Source organism: Bacillus sp. 0209A (genome assembly GCF_036765095.1).
GTDB classification, from domain to species: Bacteria; Bacillota; Bacilli; order Bacillales; family Bacillaceae; genus Bacillus; species Bacillus subtilis_G.
This window is the reverse complement of sequence record NZ_JBAIZV010000003.1, coordinates 116,926-134,885: the sequence shown is the minus strand read 5'-3', so window position 1 is coordinate 134,885 and position 17,960 is coordinate 116,926. Positions and strand designations below refer to the sequence as shown.

Here is a 17,960-nt window from a genome sequence, read left to right as displayed (position 1 = left end):
ATGACGCCATTTCAAAAAACAATCAGCGTCGAAACAGCAATTTCAGGTGTTCAGGACGGGTCGGTCCTAATGTTTGGCGGTTTTGGCGGAGTCGGCTCGCCTCCTTCATTGATTGAAGCTATATTGGACAGCGGTGTAACGGATTTAACTGTCATTTGCAATGATGCCGGCTTTCCGAAAATAGGGATCGGCCCGCTTATAGTCAATCAGCGAGTCAAAACCCTGATTGCATCGCATATTGGTTCTAATCCTATAGCGGGAAAACAGATGACAGACGGGACGTTAGAGGTTCAATTTTCACCCCAAGGAACGCTTGCAGAACGAATTCGCGCCGGCGGAGCGGGACTCGGCGGGATTTTAACTGACATCGGGATTGCGAATCAAATGGTTTATGAAAAAAAGGACATTGTGTCTGTGGCTGGAAAGCGATATTTGGTTGAAGAGGCGCTGACGGCAGATTTTGCATTTATCAATGCGCACATTGCGGATGAATTCGGCAATTTAACGTATGACAAAACAGCGCGGAACATGAATCCGCTTATGGCAATGGCCGCAAGTAGAACCTTTGTCGAAGCTGAGCGTATCGTCCCGATGGGGGAGATTTCAGAAGAAATGATTGTCACACCGGGGGTTTTTGTCGAGGGGGTTGTGAGAAGCGAAGGAGTGAAGTGGAAATGGGCTTGGGAATAGCAGAGCGAGAACAAATCGCAAAACGGGCCGCTTCTGAAATCAAGCCGGGCATGATTGTAAATCTCGGTATCGGCATCCCATCCTTGGTGCCGAACTTTTTGCCGCCTGACATGCAGGTCATGCTGCAGGCTGAAAACGGTGTGCTTGGCATTGGTGACAGCCCTGAAAAGGGAAAAGAGGATGAACATTTATGCAACGCAGCGGGATTTCCTGTCCGAGCTGTAAAAGGTGCTTCTTATTTTGATACAACGATGTCTTTTGCGATGATCAGAAGAGGCAAAATTGACATTACGATTTTAGGCGCCCTGCAGGTGAGCCAGTCAGGCGATTTGGCTAATTGGCTTGTCCCGGGAAAAAAGGTGCCGGGCATGGGCGGAGCGATGGAACTGGCCCAAAAAGCGAAAAAAGTGGTTGTCGTCATGAGTCATACAGATCAAAAGGGAAGGCCTAAATTAACAGAAACATGCACGCTTCCGTTAACTGCAGCAGGCTGTGTAAATTTGATCATTACTGAAAAAGCGGTTCTTGAAGTCGGAGCCCATCATTTCATATTAAAAGAGCTGATGAATGGCTCGACAATCGACGAGGTGACGAGGCTGACTGAAGCTGAAATCAAAATAGATATGCCTTTTTCTTAAAGGGGGAATGAGGATGCAAGACATTGAGAGAAAAGTAATCGGGTGGCTCGATCAGCATTCGGCCAAAGCCATTCGTCTTCTCAAAAGGCTGATTGGAGAAAAAAGCACATTGGGCTCAGAATTTAACGCCCAAGCTGTTGTGCTTGAGAAGCTGCGGCAATTTCAAATGGACATTGACGTGTGGGAGCCAAGCCTAAAGCAATTAAAACAGCATCCCTATTTTAAATCAGACCGTTCCGATTTTGACGAGAGTCCGAATATCGTTGCAAAAAAAACGGGAGCGGGCGGGGGCCGGTCGCTGATTTTAAACGGTCATATCGATGTTGTGCCTGAAGGAAGCGTGAAGGATTGGAAGTATGAACCGTTTCAAGCTGTCGAAGAAAACGGTAAAATATACGGCCGCGGCTCAACGGATATGAAGGGCGGCAATACAGCCCTTCTTTTTGCTTTAGAAGCCCTGCACGCCTGCAATGTTAAATTGAAGGGAGATGTATTGTTTCAAAGCGTTGTAGATGAAGAGTGCGGCGGCGCGGGAACACTGTCTGCCATCATGAGAGGGTATCGGGCTGACGGGGCGCTGATTCCGGAACCGACGAATATGAAACTTTTTATCAAGCAGCAGGGGTCGATGTGGTTTCGGATCACAGTGAAGGGATTAGCGGCACATGGAGGCACACGCTATGAAGGGGTAAGTGCGATTGAAAAAAGCATGCATGTGATCACAGCCATACAGGAGCTGGAAAAAGTCCGCAATGCGAGAATCTCAGATCCGCTGTATGATCATGTCCCAATACCGGTACCGGTGAATATCGGCACCATCTCAGGCGGCGCATGGCCATCTTCAGTTGCAGACCGTGTCGTCATAGAAGGGAGATGCGGAATTGCGCCCTATGAAAAACCAGAAGCAGTTAAACTTGAATTGGAAAACTGGCTGAAGGATTTAGATTACCGTGATGAATGGTTTAAACGCCATCCGATTACAGTAGAGTGGTTCGGCGCTCAATGGCTCCCGAATGATTTACCTGATGATCACCCTTTAATTTCAGTACTGCAATCAGCTTATCAAAAAATGAAACAGACAGAGCCCATCATCGAAGCCTCGCCATGGGGAACGGACGGAGGGCTTTTATACCATGCAGGCGATACGCCAGTGATTGTCTTCGGGCCTGGGGAAACAAAAACAGCTCATCAGGCAAATGAATACATTGAGATTGAAGCCATGCTAGAATCTGCTAAAATTATTGCACTTTTTGTTATGGATTGGTGCGGGCTTTATACAGGCGGGGAGGGGGAGAATGAGGATGCTCAAGTCGATAAAGAGTAACGGTGTCACAGCAGTTCTGGACCATGACAGCTTTAATAAACGAATGAGAGTCGTTCGTTATGACGGAGCCATAGAGAAGGCCCTGCCTGATATCGTGGCGGCGGCAAAAGAAGAGGACGCGGAAAAAATTATCATCTATACGAAACAGCATGATGTGGCTGTGCTTGCCAAACAATTATTTGCGCCGGAGGGTTATTTAAAGGGCTATTATCTCGGCCATCCGGCTTGTGTCATGGTCCGTTACCTCACAGAAAAACGGAGTCAAACAGATTCTTATATAAAGGAACAGGAGATGATCGAAGCCTTATATCGCACAGCACCTCACCCCCGCACTGAAAACAGGCCATCCTTTACAATGAGAAAAGCAGAAACAAATGACATGTACCAGCTTTCGATGCTGTATAAAAAAGTATTTCGTACGTACCCGACCCCGGTTTTTGATCCCGCATATATTGAAAAGACGATGAATGAAAATACGATGTATTATGTCATGTTTGATCATGACCGCCTGATCAGCGCAGCAAGCGCAGACATGAATCCAGAGCTTGGGCATGCAGAAATGACCGACTGCGCTGTGCTTCCGGAATATCGGGGCCATTCGCTGACAAGTTTATTAATCGAGGAATTAGAAAAAGAAATGGCCGAGAAGGAAATCTTTCACGTATTTTCTCTCGCCCGTGCTGCGTCTTTTGGGATGAATGCTGTGTTGTACCATTCTGGTTATCAGTATGGCGGAAGGCTGATCAATAATTGCTATATAGCCGAAGGTCTTGAAAACATGAATATTTGGAGCAAGCACCTGTAAGACAAATAATGCACGAGGAGGAATTCATTTGGCAAGCAAATGGTATAAACCGAAACGGCATTGGAAGGAGATCGAGTTATGGAAGGACGTTCCGGAAGAGAAATGGAACGATTGGCTTTGGCAGCTGACACATACGGTAAGAACAGTAGATGATTTAAAAAAAGTGATTAACTTGACCGAGGATGAAGAGGAAGGCGTCAGAATTTCTACCAAAACGATCCCCTTAAATATTACACCTTACTATGCTTCTTTAATGGACCCCGATAATCCGAGATGCCCGGTCCGTATGCAGTCTGTACCGCTTTCTGAAGAAATGCACAAAACAAAATACGATCTGGAAGATCCGCTCCATGAGGATGAAGATTCACCGGTACCCGGTCTGACACACCGCTATCCCGATCGTGTGCTGTTTCTTGTCACGAATCAATGTTCCATGTACTGCCGCTACTGCACAAGAAGGCGTTTTTCCGGACAAATCGGAATGGGAGTTCCTAAAAAACAGCTAGATGCTGCGATTGCTTATATCAGGGAAACACCTGAAATCCGCGATTGTTTAATTTCTGGCGGTGACGGGCTTTTGATCAATGACCAAATTTTAGAATACATTTTAAAGGAGCTGCGCAGCATCCCGCATCTGGAAGTAATTAGAATCGGAACAAGGGCGCCGGTCGTCTTTCCGCAGCGCATTACCGATCATCTGTGCGAGATATTGAAAAAATATCATCCAGTCTGGCTGAACACCCATTTTAACACAAGCATCGAGATGACAGAGGAATCCGTTGAGGCCTGTGAAAAGCTGGTGAACGCAGGCGTGCCGGTCGGAAATCAGGCCGTGGTGCTAGCCGGTATTAATGACTCGGTTCCAATTATGAAAAAGCTCATGCACGACTTGGTGAAAATCAGAGTCCGTCCTTATTATATTTATCAATGTGATCTATCAGAGGGCATCGGGCATTTCAGAGCTCCCGTTTCCAAAGGTTTGGAGATCATTGAAGGGCTGAGAGGTCATACCTCAGGCTATGCGGTTCCGACCTTTGTCGTTGACGCACCAGGCGGCGGAGGTAAAATCGCCCTGCAGCCAAACTATGTATTGTCGCAAAGCCCTGACAAAGTCATCTTAAGAAATTTTGAAGGTGTGATTACGTCATATCCAGAACCGGAGAATTATATCCCTAACCAGGCTGACGCTTATTTTGAGTCCGTTTTCCCTGAAACCGCTGACAAAAAGGAGCCGATCGGGCTGAGTGCTATTTTTGCTGACAAAGAGGTTTCATTTACACCGGAAAACGTGGCCAGAATCAAGAGGAGAGAGACGTTCACAGCGAATCCGGAGCATGAAACGTTAAAAGATAGGCGTGAGAAAAGAGATCAGCTAAAAGAAAAGAAATTTTTGGCGCAGCAGAAAAAACAGAAAGAGGCTGAAAACGGAGGGGATTCTTCATGAAAACATGCGATTGGTGCGGAGAGCTTGAAGCAGTACCCGGCAGGAACACGGTGTACTGGGAGCTCCCTGACGGAACAAGAGCCATAGAGCTGACTGACACACCAGCCATGGTGTGTGCTTCCTGCGGGATGACCTATCAGGAGGAAACCACAATAAAGGAGATTGAGGATCAGCTGCTTTTGATTCAAACCAAAAACCTGCCTGGAAGTCTGGCGTATCAGCAGCTCATGGAGACAGAAAGGATTCTGAAACGCAACTATTTTGACTTCTCCTAAACGATGTTTCGGTATTCTTTTGTTGTAATTTTACACTTGAACTGTATAATAGAACAACAAAAGACAGACATCAGGAGGGGAAACCCATGAAATCCTTTTATCACTATTTATTAAAATACAGACAGCCGAAGCCGCAGGACAGCATCAGTGAATTTGCCAATCAGGCGTATGAGGATCACAGCTTTCCGAAAACCTCAACCGATTATCATGAGATCAGTTCATATTTGGAGCTAAGCGCTGATTACCTGCACACGATGGCAACGTTTGATGAAGCTTGGGATCAATACGAGGCTGAAGTGCACGGCAGATAGCAGCTGTTTATCCGCAGATCATTGCGGATTTTTTTTATGTCCTCATCCACACCATAATTGGATATTTCCTTTGGTTTTCATGCCCATGCGAATTGGCGTCACCCGGCATACGATAGCGTATGAGAAATGTTGCGGCGAGGGGGAGACACCATGAAGCAAAATAAACCGAAATTCCAAGTAGGGGATATCGTAGTCGTCATTATGTATGGAACAGTCGGCACCGTCACTAAAGTACACCAAATTGATAAACACTATCTTTATGAAGTCAATCATAATGAAGTCTTATACTTTGAATCGTCCATTCAGCTGTACAAAGATTATGAGGGTGTCATTGTCGACATGGAAAAGCTTGATATTGAGTATGAATTCCTTATTGGGGACGTCGTTTATGTGAAAGATTATGGAAAAGAACTCTTTCGCATTATCGGTCACAGAACAGAAATTTGGAGATATTTAGAAGATGGCTGGGAAGATATCATTTATGAGCTGACCCGTTTAAAGGATGGAGAGTGGCTTGAAACGGAGGAAGAGGATCTCACACTGGTGCTGAGAAAATATGAAATGGACCAGTTTGTACACCAGATGTTGTTTGTCCACTATGTCGGAGAAACTGGCCATGAGATCGGCGAAGATATCGCATCGTCTGCTCTTCTTCAGTTTGAAGGCGATGATGAAGATCAAGATACCCTTCACATCCTTGCTGTATCAATTGTTGATGAGCTTCTGGATATTTATAATGACTACAAGATTCTGTACGAAATGTTTCGAGATGAAGAATATAAAGATATGATGATGTTTGTTCTGGAAAGTTTAAAAGAGCATTTCAGTTAGTTTGAGAACATACGGATTAAGACATATAAAAAATAAGGCAGACAGCCCCAAATCATCACATGCGTCATTCCTTTGAGCGTTTTTTCCATTAAGATATCAAATCTGTCTCCGTCCAGTGCTTCCATCATTTTAGACATCATAGTGTCAGCCTCCCATGGCTTGTTTTTTTATTCAATGTATATGACTGAAAGAATTGTTTAGAACACTGGGTATAATTCAGCCTGTTTTTTCATAAAACATAAAAAAGGAGGCGGTACGGAGATGAAAGAAATAGATCTTGTGATTGATACGGAAGAAATCGCTGAATTTTTTTACAGAGAGCTTGCGCGGAGGGGCTACATACCTAGTGAGGATGAGCTGTTTGAAATCGCTGACATTACCTTTGATTATTTGATAGAAAAATGTATGATAGATGAAGAGCTGGATGAAGATGATTGAGGCTTAAAACCGGAGTGGTCAGCTCCGGTTTTATTATTCATGTTCTATGACTTCTGTGAAAATCGAGGTGGTTAAAATGTTGTACAAGCCTGTTAGCTTGTTTCTTATTTTTCTTTTTTTAGCTGCGGCCATTCATACAAATGCTGTTCAATCTGCAGATGAAGCGATAAGCAGGGCGGCTATTTTGATCCGTCAGCCATGGCTTAATGAGGTCATGACAGGGATCACGCACCTTGGTGCTTCTTCTTTTCTCCTCCCTTTTATCCTGATCATTGGAGCGGGCCTGTTTTTTTACAGAAAAACATGGGACGGCCTATTGATGTTCTTGGTATTCGGTGCAGGTCGGCTGTTAAATAAAGTCTTAAAAGAATGGATTGAACGAGTGAGGCCTGATTTTGCACCGCTGGTTCATGAATCATCCTTCAGCTTTCCGAGCGGCCACTCCATGAATGCTGCCTATGTTTATCCTGTCATTGCCTATTTTTTAGTGAAGCACCTCCCGTTTTTGTCCAAACATAAAAAAATGGTATATACCATAGCAGGCGTGATCACTGTTTTGGTCGGCATAAGCAGAGTCTATCTGGGGGTGCATTTTGTCTCTGACGTGTTAGGAGGCTTTAGTCTCGGCCTGCTTCTGTTTTTCCTAGTAAAAGGTTTTGACGAAAAGATTAAGCGGTTTCGACAAAAATAGAGAAAGGAAAACCGGGCAAAAACGCCAATATGTTAAAGAAATAAAAGGGAGGGGATCTTGATGATGTTATCCGTGTTCAAAAAGAAGTCTTGTTCCTATGACGTGACAATATTTCAAACACCCCGGTTTGGCGAAAAAAAGGGCTACAGAGCCGTCTATCGAACTGAACTGAACGGGAGCGATCATCAAGACGTGCTGAAAAGAGCATTCTCTTTGTTTAATGTATTTGACACCGTTCCAAGTGATTATGACGCGAGATTTGTGGCCACAGGAGACGTGATTCTGATTGATGAAGGCAGAAAAGGGAAAACATATTACAAACTGCTTCCCGCCGGATGGAGGAAAATCAATCGTCTGATTGTGCAGACGACATAACAAAAAGAAAACTGCGGAAACCCGCAGTTTTCTGCAGTTTAAGGCTTGCGTTTGGCAGCGGAATACTCTTTCTCGTGCGCCTCTTCAGCTGCAATGACATCTTTTGCAGGTATGTGATTGTTCTTTTTTTGGCCGGTGATCCGATTGCGCTGTTTTTTACCCATGTCTCATCCCTCCTTCCTGCGGTTAGGTTTTCAAATAAACACCTCGATTATCCCGTTTTTCTCAGGAAGTGCCCAAACGGTCTCGGAACATTTCTTTTTGCGCCATATTCCTTTATAATCAATGCTGAAGTTTGTTTCATCATGACATTCGTTGTAAAATGAACGGACTGGATGATAATTTAGATTTAGGAGGATATGAGATGAGTGTACATATAGGTGCTGAAAAAGGACAGATTGCGGATACAGTGCTTTTGCCGGGAGATCCTCTCAGAGCAAAATTTATTGCTGAAACGTATCTTGAAAATGTAGAATGCTACAATGAAGTCAGAGGCATGTATGGATTTACAGGTACATATAAAGGCAAAAAAATCTCCGTGCAGGGAACGGGAATGGGCGTTCCGTCTATTTCAATTTATGTGAATGAATTAATGCAAAGCTACGATGTGCAAAATCTAATAAGAGTAGGTTCTTGCGGCGCTATCCGTAAAGATGTCAAAGTGCGGGACGTCATTTTGGCTATGACCTCCTCCACTGATTCACAAATGAACAGAGTCGCTTTCGGAAGCATCGATTATGCGCCTTGCGCCGATTTCGAACTTTTAAAAAATGCTTATGATGCCGCAAAGGATAAAGGCGTGCCGGTGAGTGTAGGAAGCGTATTTACAGCTGACCAGTTCTACAACGACGATTCGCAAATCGAAAAGCTTGCAAAATACGGTGTGCTGGGCGTAGAGATGGAAACGACTGCATTGTATACATTAGCAGCGAAGCACGGAAGAAAAGCGCTGTCAATTCTCACCGTGAGTGATCACGTATTAACAGGAGAAGAAACGACAGCGGAAGAGCGTCAAACCACATTTCATGATATGATAGAAGTGGCTTTACATTCCGTATCACAGTAAAATAAATCAAGAGGCGTGCTGGGTGCCGGCAGCCTCTTCTTTATGAATGCGGAAACGATTAATAAAAGGAAGGTAATGTAAATGAAAAAGTCCGGTAAATGGTTCTCACTGGCTGCCGCTCTGAGTGTAACGGCAATCGTCGGAGCCGGCTGCAGCATATCGAACGGAGATGCTCAAAAGGATACGAAAACCACAGCAGAAACGAAGCAAACAGAACAAAAAACAGCTGACAGCAAAAAAGCAAACACTCAGGACAGTGAGTTTTCATTGGAAAGCAAATATTTCAATGATATTAAACAAGTAGACGGTTTGGAAACCATTCAAAATCCAGAAAACATCCTCGCCCTTGTCAATAAACAATACGCATTGCCTGAAAACTATGAACCTAGCGATCTTGTTATACCTGATGTAGAGTTTTCTTTTGAAGAAAAGATTCAAAAACGTTACATCAGAAAGGAAGCGGCCGACGCATTAAAAACGATGTTCGATGCTGCGAAAAAGGAAGGCTATGAACTGGCAGCTGTCTCGGGGTACCGTGCGTATGACAGACAGAAAGTCATTTTTAACAATGAAGTAAACCTAAAAGGGGAAAAGAAGGCAAGAGAAGCGGTCGCTTACCCGGGTGAAAGCGAGCACCAAACAGGCCTGGCGATGGACATCTCGAGCCGGAGTAATGGCTTTCAGATAAATGAAGCGTTCGGAAGCACGTCCGACGGAAAATGGGTGCAAGACAATGCTTATAAATATGGTTTTATCATTCGCTATCCTAAAAATAAAGAAGATATCACAAAATATGAATATGAGCCATGGCATCTGCGTTATGTAGGCAAAAAGGCCGCAAAGGACATCCACGACAATGATTTAACGCTGGAAGAGTACTTTGAAAAAGTGAAGAAAATCTAAAAGAGAAAGCCCGCTTACAATTGGTAAGCGGGCTTCATTGTGTCTGGTGAATCTAGCATTTGGTCAGACAATGATTCTATGCTTACCAGAAGAATAAACCAGCCAGAGCCACTCCTGTAATTAAACCGAGGGAAATACCGTAAGCTGCTCCGTATCCCCAATAGCCGCCCCAATAGCCGTAACCGAAACCTCTAGGCCCTGCACCGACAGGAGGAGCGATATAAACTCTGTCTCTTGTTACACGGGTAATTCTGCCGACGTGAACTCTCCCGCCTCTCTCTGTAATTCTGACGTCTTTACCTTGATGGTTTCTGCAAAGATGGTAATATCTCTCCAATATTGTTTCCCTCCTATACTGACTTTCTATCAGCATATGATAGATAGGATAAAAAGGTTGGACGAAAACAGGGGGTGATACGCCGTTTTACTTATTCGCGATAAAGATACAATGACCCATGTACTCACTATAGATCTGCATAAGTTCATAATGTGTTTGAAGCGTATCGTAATAGATAGGAGCAATCGTTTGCGATAAATCCATTTCAGTGGTTGGTTCAAATTCCATGTCGTCGGGAAGAAGTGACATCGCTTCCGTTTTTTGAAAGCCATAACTCCTTAGGAGTTTATGCCACTTGGCTTCTTCATGTAAGTCAGTAAAACCGTAGAAATCCATCATTCGCTTTTTTTCTGCAGGTGGCATCGGTTTTTTTAAAGCTGCTTCAATACCAATCAGCATCCCGCCGGGCTTCAATACTCTTGAAATCTCCTGAAGAGAGGATGACAGATGGGAAAAACTGAGGACTGACTCTGACAAAACGCATGAAAAGGACTCGGAAGAAAACGGGAGGTGTTCCAACTCCGCCTGATATGAAGGGATGGCAAGCCCTTCATTTGCAAATCTTTTTTTCGCTTTCTCAAGCATGATAGGGTCTTTATCAACAACTGTTACAGGATACAGCAAATGTCCTAAATAAGCCGCTGTTTGTCCTGTTCCGCATCCGGCATCAAGAATCGGCTGATCGGGGGAGGGCGCAGCTTTTTGCAAGACCGCTTTTGAAAAAGCCAGCCCGCCTGGATGAGCTCCTGCGACACCGAATAAGGACAGCATTTCTAAATATCGGCTCAATCTCGAATCCTCCTTTTTCTTTATCATATGTCGTATAAAGACATAGGTTTATGAAAAGCGAAAGAAGGGCGTTTCTCTTTCATTTTTGCTCCGAGTTGACGAATAAGAATTCGTCCATGATAATAATGTAAGAAGAAAAAGGTGGTGTTTAATTGAAACGGCAATTTAAACTGTTTTTTATTGTGCTGATCACTGCGGTTGTCGCTTCGGCGCTTACTTTATTTATTACGGGCAATTCCAGTATCCTGGGCCAGAAATCAATTAGCGCGGGAGACAGCCAGTTCGACAAGTTAAATAAAGCGTATGAGCAAATCAAAAGTGATTACTACCAAAAGACAGATGATGAAAAATTAGTAGACGGAGCAATTAAAGGAATGATTGAATCTCTGGATGATCCGTATTCCACATATATGGATCAAGAGGAAGCAAAATCATTCGACGAAACAATTTCTGCATCCTTTGAAGGGATCGGAGCACAAGTAGAGGAGAAAGACGGTGAAATCCTTATTGTGTCGCCAATTAAAGGTTCACCTGCTGAAAAAGCCGGAATCAAACCGAAGGACCAAATCCTTAAGGTGAACGGAAAAAGCGTCAAAGGCATGAATGTAAATGAAGCCGTCGCTTTAATCCGCGGAAAAAAGGGCACAAAAGTGAAGCTTGAGCTGAATAGAGCGGGAGTCGGACATATCGATCTTTCCATTAAGCGCGATACCATTCCTGTAGAGACCGTCTATTCCGAGATGAAAGACAACAAAATCGGCGAAATCCAAATTACTTCTTTCTCTGAAACAACTGCTAAAGAGCTGACAAATGCCATTGATAGTTTAGAGAAAAAAGGCGCCAAAGGCTTTATTTTAGACTTGAGGGGCAACCCGGGTGGTTTAATGGAGCAGGCGATTACAATGAGCAACCTGTTCATTGATAAAGGAAAAAACATCATGCAGGTTCAATATAAAAACGGTTCTAAAGAAGTGATGAAGGCCGAAAAAGAACGAACAGTGACCAAGCCTACCGTCGTTTTAATAAATGACGGCACAGCCAGCGCCGCGGAAATTATGGCCGCTGCCCTTCATGAATCGTCAGGCATACCGTTAATCGGGGAAACGACCTTTGGCAAAGGCACGGTACAGACAGCAAAAGAATATGATGATGGCTCTACCGTCAAACTGACAGTCGCCAAATGGCTGACTGCTGACGGTGAATGGATTCACAAAAAGGGGATCAAGCCCCAGATGAAAGCAGAGCTGCCTGATTACGCGAAGCTCCCGTATTTGGACGCGGATAAAACGTATAAATCCGGTGATTCAGGCACAAACGTCAAAGTGGCTCAGCAAATGTTCAAAGCACTTGGCTACAAGGTAAAGATTAACAGTACGTATAATCAGGATTTTGTATCTGTCGTCAAACAGTTCCAGCAAAAAGAGAAGCTAAAAGAAACAGGCGTATTGACTGGCGATACAACAACGAAATTAATGACAGAACTTCAAAAGAAGCTGTCAAATAATGATACGCAAATGGAGAAAGCAATTGAAACTCTGAAAAAAGAAATGTAAAAAACCCCCTGCACGGCTGCCGCGCAGGGGGTTTTTTATGCGCCCCTCTGATTTGGATTAGGCGCTTGTTTTTTACCAAATAACCCCTCAATAACAGGATTGGACCCTGCCTTTTTGGCGAACAGCGGATTGAGAATCACCACAGCGATGATATTGGCTGATAATCCCCAGAATCCTTCATAAATGCCATGTGCAGATTGAGTGGTATACACAATAAACGTTACCGCAAGACCGGCTAATAATCCGATAACCGTCGCTTCTTTCGTTTGTTGTTTCCAGAATAGACTGACAGCAATCGCCGGGAAGATTTGCACCATGCCGGATACGCCTAACAGCTGGAGTGTCACTAGGGCAGTCGGGAACAGCATTCCAAACAGAAGTGCAAGGCCGATAACAACAAACACCATTGAACGTGTGACAAGGGTGAGCTTGCTTTGGGACACATTCGGATGAATCAAATCCCGATATAGGTTATTGGCAAATAAATTTGATGCCCCGATTGCCATGATGGAACAAGGAATCAATGAAGCAAGAGCAATAGTGGCATATGCAAAACCTTGTGCCACCCCGCCGTAAGATGTTTGAATCAAATGCAGGAGCGCCAGTCTTGGATCTGTATCTTCCGGCAGGACAAGGAAGGCGATAAAGCCAAGAAAAATGACCAAAATTAACACAATATTATAAAGCGGCAAAAACATGCTGTTTTTTCTTACTGCATCGGCGCTTTTCGCTGTAAAAACACCTGTTGCTGCATGTGCCCACATAAAAAGTGCCAGGGCGGAAACAATAGACGCTGTGATAAACCAAGGAATGCCTTTTGGCCCTTCTGCCGGTATCGTCAGCATTTGCGGCGCTTCCTTCACTAACGTGTCAATCATCGGCGTCCAGCCGTTGAAATGAATGAGAGGGAGAGACACTACCATAAACAGCATAATGACCCACACTAGAATGTCTTTAATGATGGCTGTAAATGTAGGCCCTTTAATCCCGCTGAAGAATGTGTAAAGAGCAACAAGAATAAATGAGATGATCACAACGAATTTTACGTTAATAAATCCGGTGCCGGCAACCTGAAGTGTATCTTGAATGCCGCTCAGCTGAAGGCATATGTACGGAATAAGCATAAGCACACCGACAATGGCAACAAGGCTTGCCAAAAGCTTACTGTCAAACCGTTCCCGGGCGTAATCCGCCAGTGTTGTTAATTTATGAGTTTTCGCAACTTTCCAAAGTTTCGGCAGGAAGAAGTAGGCGATAAAGTAGGCCAAAACAGAATAAGGAATGGCGAAAAACGCAACACTTCCACCCGTAAATGCCGTACTGGTTAACCCTAAGAAAGTATATGCCGTATAAAGGTCGGCGCCTACTAAAAACCAGACGAGAAGGCCGCCGAAGCGTCTGCCTCCGACAGACCATTCTTCCACCGAGGCGCGTGAGGATTTGTCTCTTCCGGCGAGAAATCCGATACAGACAACGGATAAAACGATAACAGCTGTAATGAGAAGTGCAGTGAGATTCCCTTGCATTATTCAAGCCCTCCATCTTTTTTTTGCATTTGGTAAATGCCAAACGAGCATAACGGCGTAATGATAATCCACAATAGCAGCCAAAGGTGGAAAAACGGAAGGCCGAACATAATCGGTTCAATTCGATTCACAAGCGGCAATAGCGCAAGCTGAACGAATGGCAAAAGAATGAGAATAACAATAAGTGCTTTTTTAACCATTTACTTTCCTCCTGAAACATGATAATTCTCACTATAATAGCAGTTGTAAGAAAAGATCACAAGAAATTATTAGAAAAAAATGATTTTTTGAATTATTTAATCAATACACATCATTTGCATCCTGCTTAATAAAGGTTTAAAATAATAAATATCTCGAAATCGAGATAAATAGGAGTGGGAAAATAAAAACAGAAGGATTGCATCACGTCACAGCATTCGTCAGAAATCCTTGACAGAGAATACTTTACATCCGTTTATTTCAGGGAGAAAGGCGGTATCTTATTTGAAATCGCCACAGATGAACCGGGTTTTATGACAGATGAAACGTTTGCTGAGCTGGGGACCTCATTGAAACTGCCTGAATGGCTGGAGAAACATAGACAACAGTTAACAGACATGTTGCCTGAACTTTAAAAGGGGGAATTTACGATGAAGCATATTTATGAAAAAGGGACATCTGACAACGTACTGCTGCTGCTGCATGGCACCGGCGGAAATGAGCACGATCTGCTTTCATTGGGACGGTTTATAGACCCTCATGCCCATTTGCTTGGTGTCAGAGGATCTGTGCTTGAAAATGGAATGCCGCGATTTTTCAAACGTCTGAGTGAAGGTGTCTTTGATGAAAAGGACCTCGTGGAGCGGACAAGAGAATTGAAAGATTTTATCGACGAGGCTGCAGAAACGCATCAATTTGATCGCGGCCGAGTGATTGCGGTCGGTTATTCAAACGGCGCAAATATTGCGGCAAGCCTGCTTTTCCATTATAAAGATGTCTTAAAAGGGGCCATTCTCCATCATCCGATGGTTCCGATTCGCGGTATCGAGCTGCCTGATATGACGGGACTCCCTGTTTTTATCGGTGCCGGGAAATACGACCCTCTCTGCACGAAGGAAGAATCAGAAGAGCTTCACCGCTATTTACGTGACAGCGGGGCATCAGCCTCCGTTTTCTGGCAGGGTGGGGGTCATCAGCTGACGCAGCATGAAGCTGAACAGGCTCGCGAATGGTACAAAGATGCGATTGTATAAAAAAACCTTAGTCCGTCATTCGGACTAAGGTTTTTCATATCCTTACAGCCAAGTTGACACTTTTGAAAGCGGCAAGCGGTTGCTTTGATGGGCAGGTTTTACTGCTTTGCCGATTGAAATAAGCATAACCGGAACAAAGCGCTCACTGATATCAAATTGCTTTTGGAACTGCTCTTTGTTAAATCCGCCGATTGCGCAAGTATCATAACCTTTTGCTTTTGCGGCAATCATAAGCTGCATAGCGGCTAAAGAAGCATTTAAGAAAGCGGAATCACGAGCGAATTGCTCGTTTTGGTAGGCACCGTTAATTTGGCCGAGCAATGTTTGTTTGATTTCATCTGAAATATAGCCTTGGTTTGCCAATTCAGCGTATACTTCTTCACCGTTTTCATTTGCCTTTAAATCGCCTAAAATGGCAACAACAGCAGAAGACTCAACGATTTGTTTTTGATTATAGGCTACAGGAAGAAGCGCCGCTTTTGCTTCATCGCTGTGGAATACTGTGAAATGCCAATGCTGAAGGTTCCAAGCTGAAGGCGCTTTAATGGCAAGGTCCAATAGCTCAGTCAGCTCCTCTTTAGAGATAGGGGCATTTGTATCATATTCCTTTACGGATGCACGTGCTTTTAAAACATCCAGAGTATTCGTCATAGTGTTTCCTCCTTCGGATAAACGTGGTATGATAATAGAAAAGTTAGAAACTTACTAAATGTAACTTGAAAGATTATTGTAATGGATCATCGAATACATGTCAAACAATAGATGAAGGGATGAGGACTTGTGGGAAATACTATGTGCCCTAAAATGGAATCTGCTTTCTCATTGCTGGGAAAAAGATGGAACGGTCTGATCATCCATGTGCTAATGGATGGGCCGAAACGCTTTAAAGAGATAACGGAAACAATACCGATGATCAGCCAAAAAATGCTGGCGGAGCGCCTTAAGGAGCTTGAACAAAACGAGATTGTCGAACGGCAGGTTCTTCCTGAAACGCCAGTCAAAGTCATTTATACGCTGACTGAAAAAGGAACAGCGCTTCAAGCTGTATTCCAAGAGATGCAGGCGTGGGCCGATCAATTTTGCGAGCCCGGTGAAACAGTGTGCGAAGAAGAGAAATAAGGAAAGAGGCATCCAGGAAAGACCCTATGTTCAATGAAAAAGTCATATGAGGGGCGGTTCGTGCCGTTTACATGACTTTTTATATTCGTTAGAATAAGCTTTTGCAGATTTGCAAAAGGTTAATATGAAGATGATATACAAAAATAGGAAATGATCATTGCGTGACAAAGTTATTAGCAGCTAACCTATGATTAATGGGGATGATGTTTTATCTCGTTTTGCACATCAGTAAAGCGGAACTCTATCTGCCTGAATTTTATATTTACGCTCAAAACCCAACCAGCTTCCATTGGAATTACATTGGGATCGAAACTGGATTTTAAAAAAGGGAAGCCAGGCTCCATCAACCACATTTGGATTACTTCGCTATACCTCTTCTTGGTGATTTCCGCTTTTATAAAAAAGAAATGAGTGAATAAAAGAGAGAGTATCTGATGAAACTCTCTCTTTTTTGCTATGGAGCAGCCGGTTGTTACATGCAAACTTTATGCCATTTTCATTATCTTATAGTTTTCCATTCGAAAATTGCGCCTCACCAAGACCGAAACTCCAGTCGGCGTCACCATTTTCGGTAATTGAAACCATTAAATCTTCTGGGGAAATGCCGCATTCTGCTTCTAGCTTTTCAGCCAGCAGGGCATACAATTTTTCCTTTTGGCTTTCTGTTCTTGTTTTGCTTGTCATACTGATAATGACCAGATCCTTGCTTCTTTGAAATCCTAATCCTGTGTCCTGGATGATAAGCTCGTTTGCCGGATGCTGATGGACAATTTGATAACGGTCTCTTTCCGGAACACCGAACGCTTCGACCATCGCTTGGTGAGCAGTATCTAATAACAATTGCAATGCTTTTTCATCACGGCCTTCAATTAAATCAAAACGTAATAATGGCATGTGAATTTCCTCCTCTTGTGAAGTTGTGTCTGTCTGTTTTCACATGTTTGCTTCCAGACAATGAGTAGATATAAAGACTGGGCTAACTTGAAAAAAACATAACATATAACCAAAAGTTAATCAACATATAACTAAAAATCATTTGGATAGGTGAAAGGGGATTGAGGAAAACTCATAGTATGATTGACAAAACATAGATTAGGAGATTAGTTTGAATATGTCATTTAACCAAAAGATAATAATCATATCGCCAAAACATTTTTTTAGTTATTAGTGAAAGCGCTTTCTTCCTGGAGTGCTGATTCTGTTATTTCTCATTATGAAAGTAAAATGAAATCCGTTTGTCTCACTTATTGTAGTTTTATTTTTAGTAGCCATCGGACTTGGGATGGATATCAATACAATCGTTCTTTCAATTGAAGCGGGAATGGCAGCTTATGGGGGCGGGCAGTGTAAATCCGGCATTAATGGCACTGCAAACAGGAGCGGGATGTCATCGCATGTCATGTAAAAGATGCTGGATTTTGGAGGTGAAGGGATTTTTCGGTTTGAGCATGAAAGAAATTTCAAGCTTGACCGCTGCTTACAACAGTTCTCTCAGTAACAGGGCTTGGCTGTGTGTTATTGGCAGAGCTTGTGATGTAACAATACCTAGATTCAGGTCTTAGCCCAATCGTTTTTCTTCTTTGTTGAATATCTTACATATAGGCAGACATAAA

Annotated in this window: 24 protein-coding genes and 2 pseudogenes; 18 read left to right on the top strand and 8 right to left on the bottom strand. The window is 43.5% G+C overall.

Annotated elements, in window-relative coordinates; translation table 11 throughout:
- From V6D44_RS11225 to V6D44_RS11190, 8 genes are all read left to right on the top strand, one after another.
- Nucleotides 1–690, top strand: coding sequence for a CoA transferase subunit A (locus V6D44_RS11225; RefSeq protein ID WP_087990446.1), 690 nt, complete (start codon nt 1–3; stop codon nt 688–690).
- Nucleotides 675–1,328: a 3-oxoacid CoA-transferase subunit B gene (locus V6D44_RS11220; RefSeq protein ID WP_087990445.1), complete on the top strand. Its 654-nt coding sequence runs from the start codon at nt 675–677 to the stop codon at nt 1,326–1,328. Before V6D44_RS11225 ends, V6D44_RS11220 begins: the two co-directional genes overlap by 16 nt.
- A gap of 7 nt (nt 1,329–1,335) precedes the next feature.
- Complete coding sequence (locus V6D44_RS11215; RefSeq protein ID WP_087990444.1) at nt 1,336–2,652, top strand: peptidase; 1,317 nt, start codon at nt 1,336–1,338, stop codon at nt 2,650–2,652.
- Entirely contained in the window at nt 2,630–3,457 is an 828-nt protein-coding gene (ablB, locus tag V6D44_RS11210) for a putative beta-lysine N-acetyltransferase (RefSeq protein ID WP_087990443.1), read from the top strand. The genes V6D44_RS11215 and ablB overlap by 23 nt, the downstream gene beginning before the upstream one ends.
- A 28-nt stretch (nt 3,458–3,485) precedes the next feature.
- Nucleotides 3,486–4,901: a lysine 2,3-aminomutase gene (gene ablA / locus V6D44_RS11205; protein WP_087990442.1), complete on the top strand. Its 1,416-nt coding sequence runs from the start codon at nt 3,486–3,488 to the stop codon at nt 4,899–4,901.
- Entirely contained in the window at nt 4,898–5,176 is a 279-nt protein-coding gene (locus V6D44_RS11200; protein WP_087990441.1) for a YokU family protein, read from the top strand. The genes ablA and V6D44_RS11200 overlap by 4 nt, the downstream gene beginning before the upstream one ends.
- An 86-nt stretch (nt 5,177–5,262) precedes the next feature.
- Nucleotides 5,263–5,487, top strand: a complete 225-nt coding sequence (locus tag V6D44_RS11195; RefSeq protein WP_087990440.1) for a YozE family protein — start codon at nt 5,263–5,265, stop codon at nt 5,485–5,487.
- A gap of 150 nt (nt 5,488–5,637) precedes the next feature.
- Nucleotides 5,638–6,318 (top strand): hypothetical protein, encoded by a 681-nt coding sequence (locus V6D44_RS11190; RefSeq protein WP_087990439.1) that lies wholly within the window; start codon nt 5,638–5,640, stop codon nt 6,316–6,318.
- On the opposite strand, the gene V6D44_RS11185 is transcribed toward V6D44_RS11190, so the two are convergent.
- Nucleotides 6,315–6,458, bottom strand: a complete 144-nt coding sequence (locus V6D44_RS11185; RefSeq protein ID WP_087990438.1) for a hypothetical protein — start codon at nt 6,456–6,458, stop codon at nt 6,315–6,317. The two genes, V6D44_RS11190 and V6D44_RS11185, sit on opposite strands and share 4 nt — an antisense overlap.
- Before the next feature lie 121 nt (nt 6,459–6,579).
- Between V6D44_RS11185 and V6D44_RS11180 the strand changes: the two genes are divergently transcribed.
- The 3 genes from V6D44_RS11180 to yodL all read left to right on the top strand — a co-directional run bounded on the left by V6D44_RS11180 (nt 6,580) and on the right by yodL (nt 7,822).
- Nucleotides 6,580–6,756, top strand: coding sequence for a YozD family protein (locus V6D44_RS11180; RefSeq protein WP_003241581.1), 177 nt, complete (start codon nt 6,580–6,582; stop codon nt 6,754–6,756).
- Between the two features lie 79 nt (nt 6,757–6,835).
- Entirely contained in the window at nt 6,836–7,447 is a 612-nt protein-coding gene (locus tag V6D44_RS11175; protein WP_087990797.1) for a phosphatase PAP2 family protein, read from the top strand.
- A gap of 60 nt (nt 7,448–7,507) precedes the next feature.
- Nucleotides 7,508–7,822 (top strand): shape determination protein YodL, encoded by a 315-nt coding sequence (gene yodL / locus V6D44_RS11170; RefSeq protein ID WP_087990437.1) that lies wholly within the window; start codon nt 7,508–7,510, stop codon nt 7,820–7,822.
- Nucleotides 7,823–7,860: 38 nt separating this feature from the next.
- Here the strand turns inward: yodL and V6D44_RS11165 are convergent, their stop codons facing one another.
- Nucleotides 7,861–7,986, bottom strand: coding sequence for a hypothetical protein (locus V6D44_RS11165; RefSeq protein WP_003241588.1), 126 nt, complete (start codon nt 7,984–7,986; stop codon nt 7,861–7,863).
- 200 nt (nt 7,987–8,186) lie between these two features.
- Between V6D44_RS11165 and deoD the strand changes: the two genes are divergently transcribed.
- Nucleotides 8,187–8,888 (top strand): purine-nucleoside phosphorylase, encoded by a 702-nt coding sequence (deoD, locus tag V6D44_RS11160; RefSeq protein ID WP_148961570.1) that lies wholly within the window; start codon nt 8,187–8,189, stop codon nt 8,886–8,888.
- 81 nt (nt 8,889–8,969) lie between these two features.
- Entirely contained in the window at nt 8,970–9,791 is an 822-nt protein-coding gene (gene ldcB / locus V6D44_RS11155) for an LD-carboxypeptidase LdcB (RefSeq protein ID WP_087990435.1), read from the top strand.
- 82 nt (nt 9,792–9,873) lie between these two features.
- Here the strand turns inward: ldcB and V6D44_RS11150 are convergent, their stop codons facing one another.
- Both V6D44_RS11150 and V6D44_RS11145 read right to left on the bottom strand, forming a co-directional pair.
- Nucleotides 9,874–10,128: a hypothetical protein gene (locus tag V6D44_RS11150; protein ID WP_087990434.1), complete on the bottom strand. Its 255-nt coding sequence runs from the start codon at nt 10,126–10,128 to the stop codon at nt 9,874–9,876.
- A gap of 87 nt (nt 10,129–10,215) precedes the next feature.
- The gene (locus V6D44_RS11145) at nt 10,216–10,917 is read right to left on the bottom strand and encodes a class I SAM-dependent methyltransferase (protein ID WP_333516518.1); all 702 of its coding nucleotides are present in this window, start codon (nt 10,915–10,917) and stop codon (nt 10,216–10,218) included.
- A 152-nt stretch (nt 10,918–11,069) separates the two neighbouring features.
- On the opposite strand from V6D44_RS11145, the gene ctpA reads away from it, so the two are divergent.
- A complete protein-coding gene (ctpA, locus tag V6D44_RS11140) occupies nt 11,070–12,470 on the top strand; it encodes a carboxy-terminal processing protease CtpA (RefSeq protein ID WP_333516517.1) in 1,401 nt (466 codons plus the stop codon).
- Nucleotides 12,471–12,505: 35 nt separating this feature from the next.
- Here ctpA and V6D44_RS11135 read toward each other — a convergent pair whose 3' ends face one another.
- Together V6D44_RS11135 and V6D44_RS11130 are read right to left on the bottom strand one after the other, a co-directional pair.
- On the bottom strand, nt 12,506–13,996 hold the full coding sequence (locus tag V6D44_RS11135) for a sodium:solute symporter family protein (protein WP_253268386.1): 1,491 nt from the start codon (nt 13,994–13,996) through the stop codon (nt 12,506–12,508).
- Nucleotides 13,996–14,196: a DUF3311 domain-containing protein gene (locus tag V6D44_RS11130; RefSeq protein WP_087990430.1), complete on the bottom strand. Its 201-nt coding sequence runs from the start codon at nt 14,194–14,196 to the stop codon at nt 13,996–13,998. The genes V6D44_RS11135 and V6D44_RS11130 overlap by 1 nt, the downstream gene beginning before the upstream one ends.
- Nucleotides 14,197–14,412: 216 nt before the next feature.
- On the opposite strand from V6D44_RS11130, the pseudogene V6D44_RS11125 reads away from it, so the two are divergent.
- Both V6D44_RS11125 and V6D44_RS11120 read left to right on the top strand, forming a co-directional pair.
- Nucleotides 14,413–14,610 (top strand): annotated as a pseudogene (locus tag V6D44_RS11125) (ring-cleaving dioxygenase); the annotation flags it as partial.
- 15 nt (nt 14,611–14,625) lie between these two features.
- Nucleotides 14,626–15,228 (top strand): alpha/beta hydrolase, encoded by a 603-nt coding sequence (locus V6D44_RS11120; protein WP_202327477.1) that lies wholly within the window; start codon nt 14,626–14,628, stop codon nt 15,226–15,228.
- A 42-nt stretch (nt 15,229–15,270) separates the two neighbouring features.
- Here V6D44_RS11120 and V6D44_RS11115 read toward each other — a convergent pair whose 3' ends face one another.
- Nucleotides 15,271–15,879 (bottom strand): nitroreductase family protein, encoded by a 609-nt coding sequence (locus V6D44_RS11115; RefSeq protein ID WP_087990428.1) that lies wholly within the window; start codon nt 15,877–15,879, stop codon nt 15,271–15,273.
- A gap of 129 nt (nt 15,880–16,008) precedes the next feature.
- Between V6D44_RS11115 and yodB the strand changes: the two genes are divergently transcribed.
- Nucleotides 16,009–16,347, top strand: coding sequence for a transcriptional regulator YodB (gene yodB / locus V6D44_RS11110; protein ID WP_003220087.1), 339 nt, complete (start codon nt 16,009–16,011; stop codon nt 16,345–16,347).
- 504 nt (nt 16,348–16,851) lie between these two features.
- On the opposite strand, the gene V6D44_RS11105 is transcribed toward yodB, so the two are convergent.
- A complete protein-coding gene (locus V6D44_RS11105) occupies nt 16,852–17,241 on the bottom strand; it encodes a tautomerase family protein (protein ID WP_087990427.1) in 390 nt (129 codons plus the stop codon).
- A gap of 434 nt (nt 17,242–17,675) precedes the next feature.
- Between V6D44_RS11105 and V6D44_RS11100 the strand changes: the two are divergent.
- A pseudogene (locus V6D44_RS11100) lies at nt 17,676–17,886 on the top strand (GntT/GntP/DsdX family permease); the annotation flags it as partial.
- Between the last annotated feature and the right edge of the window lie 74 nt (nt 17,887–17,960).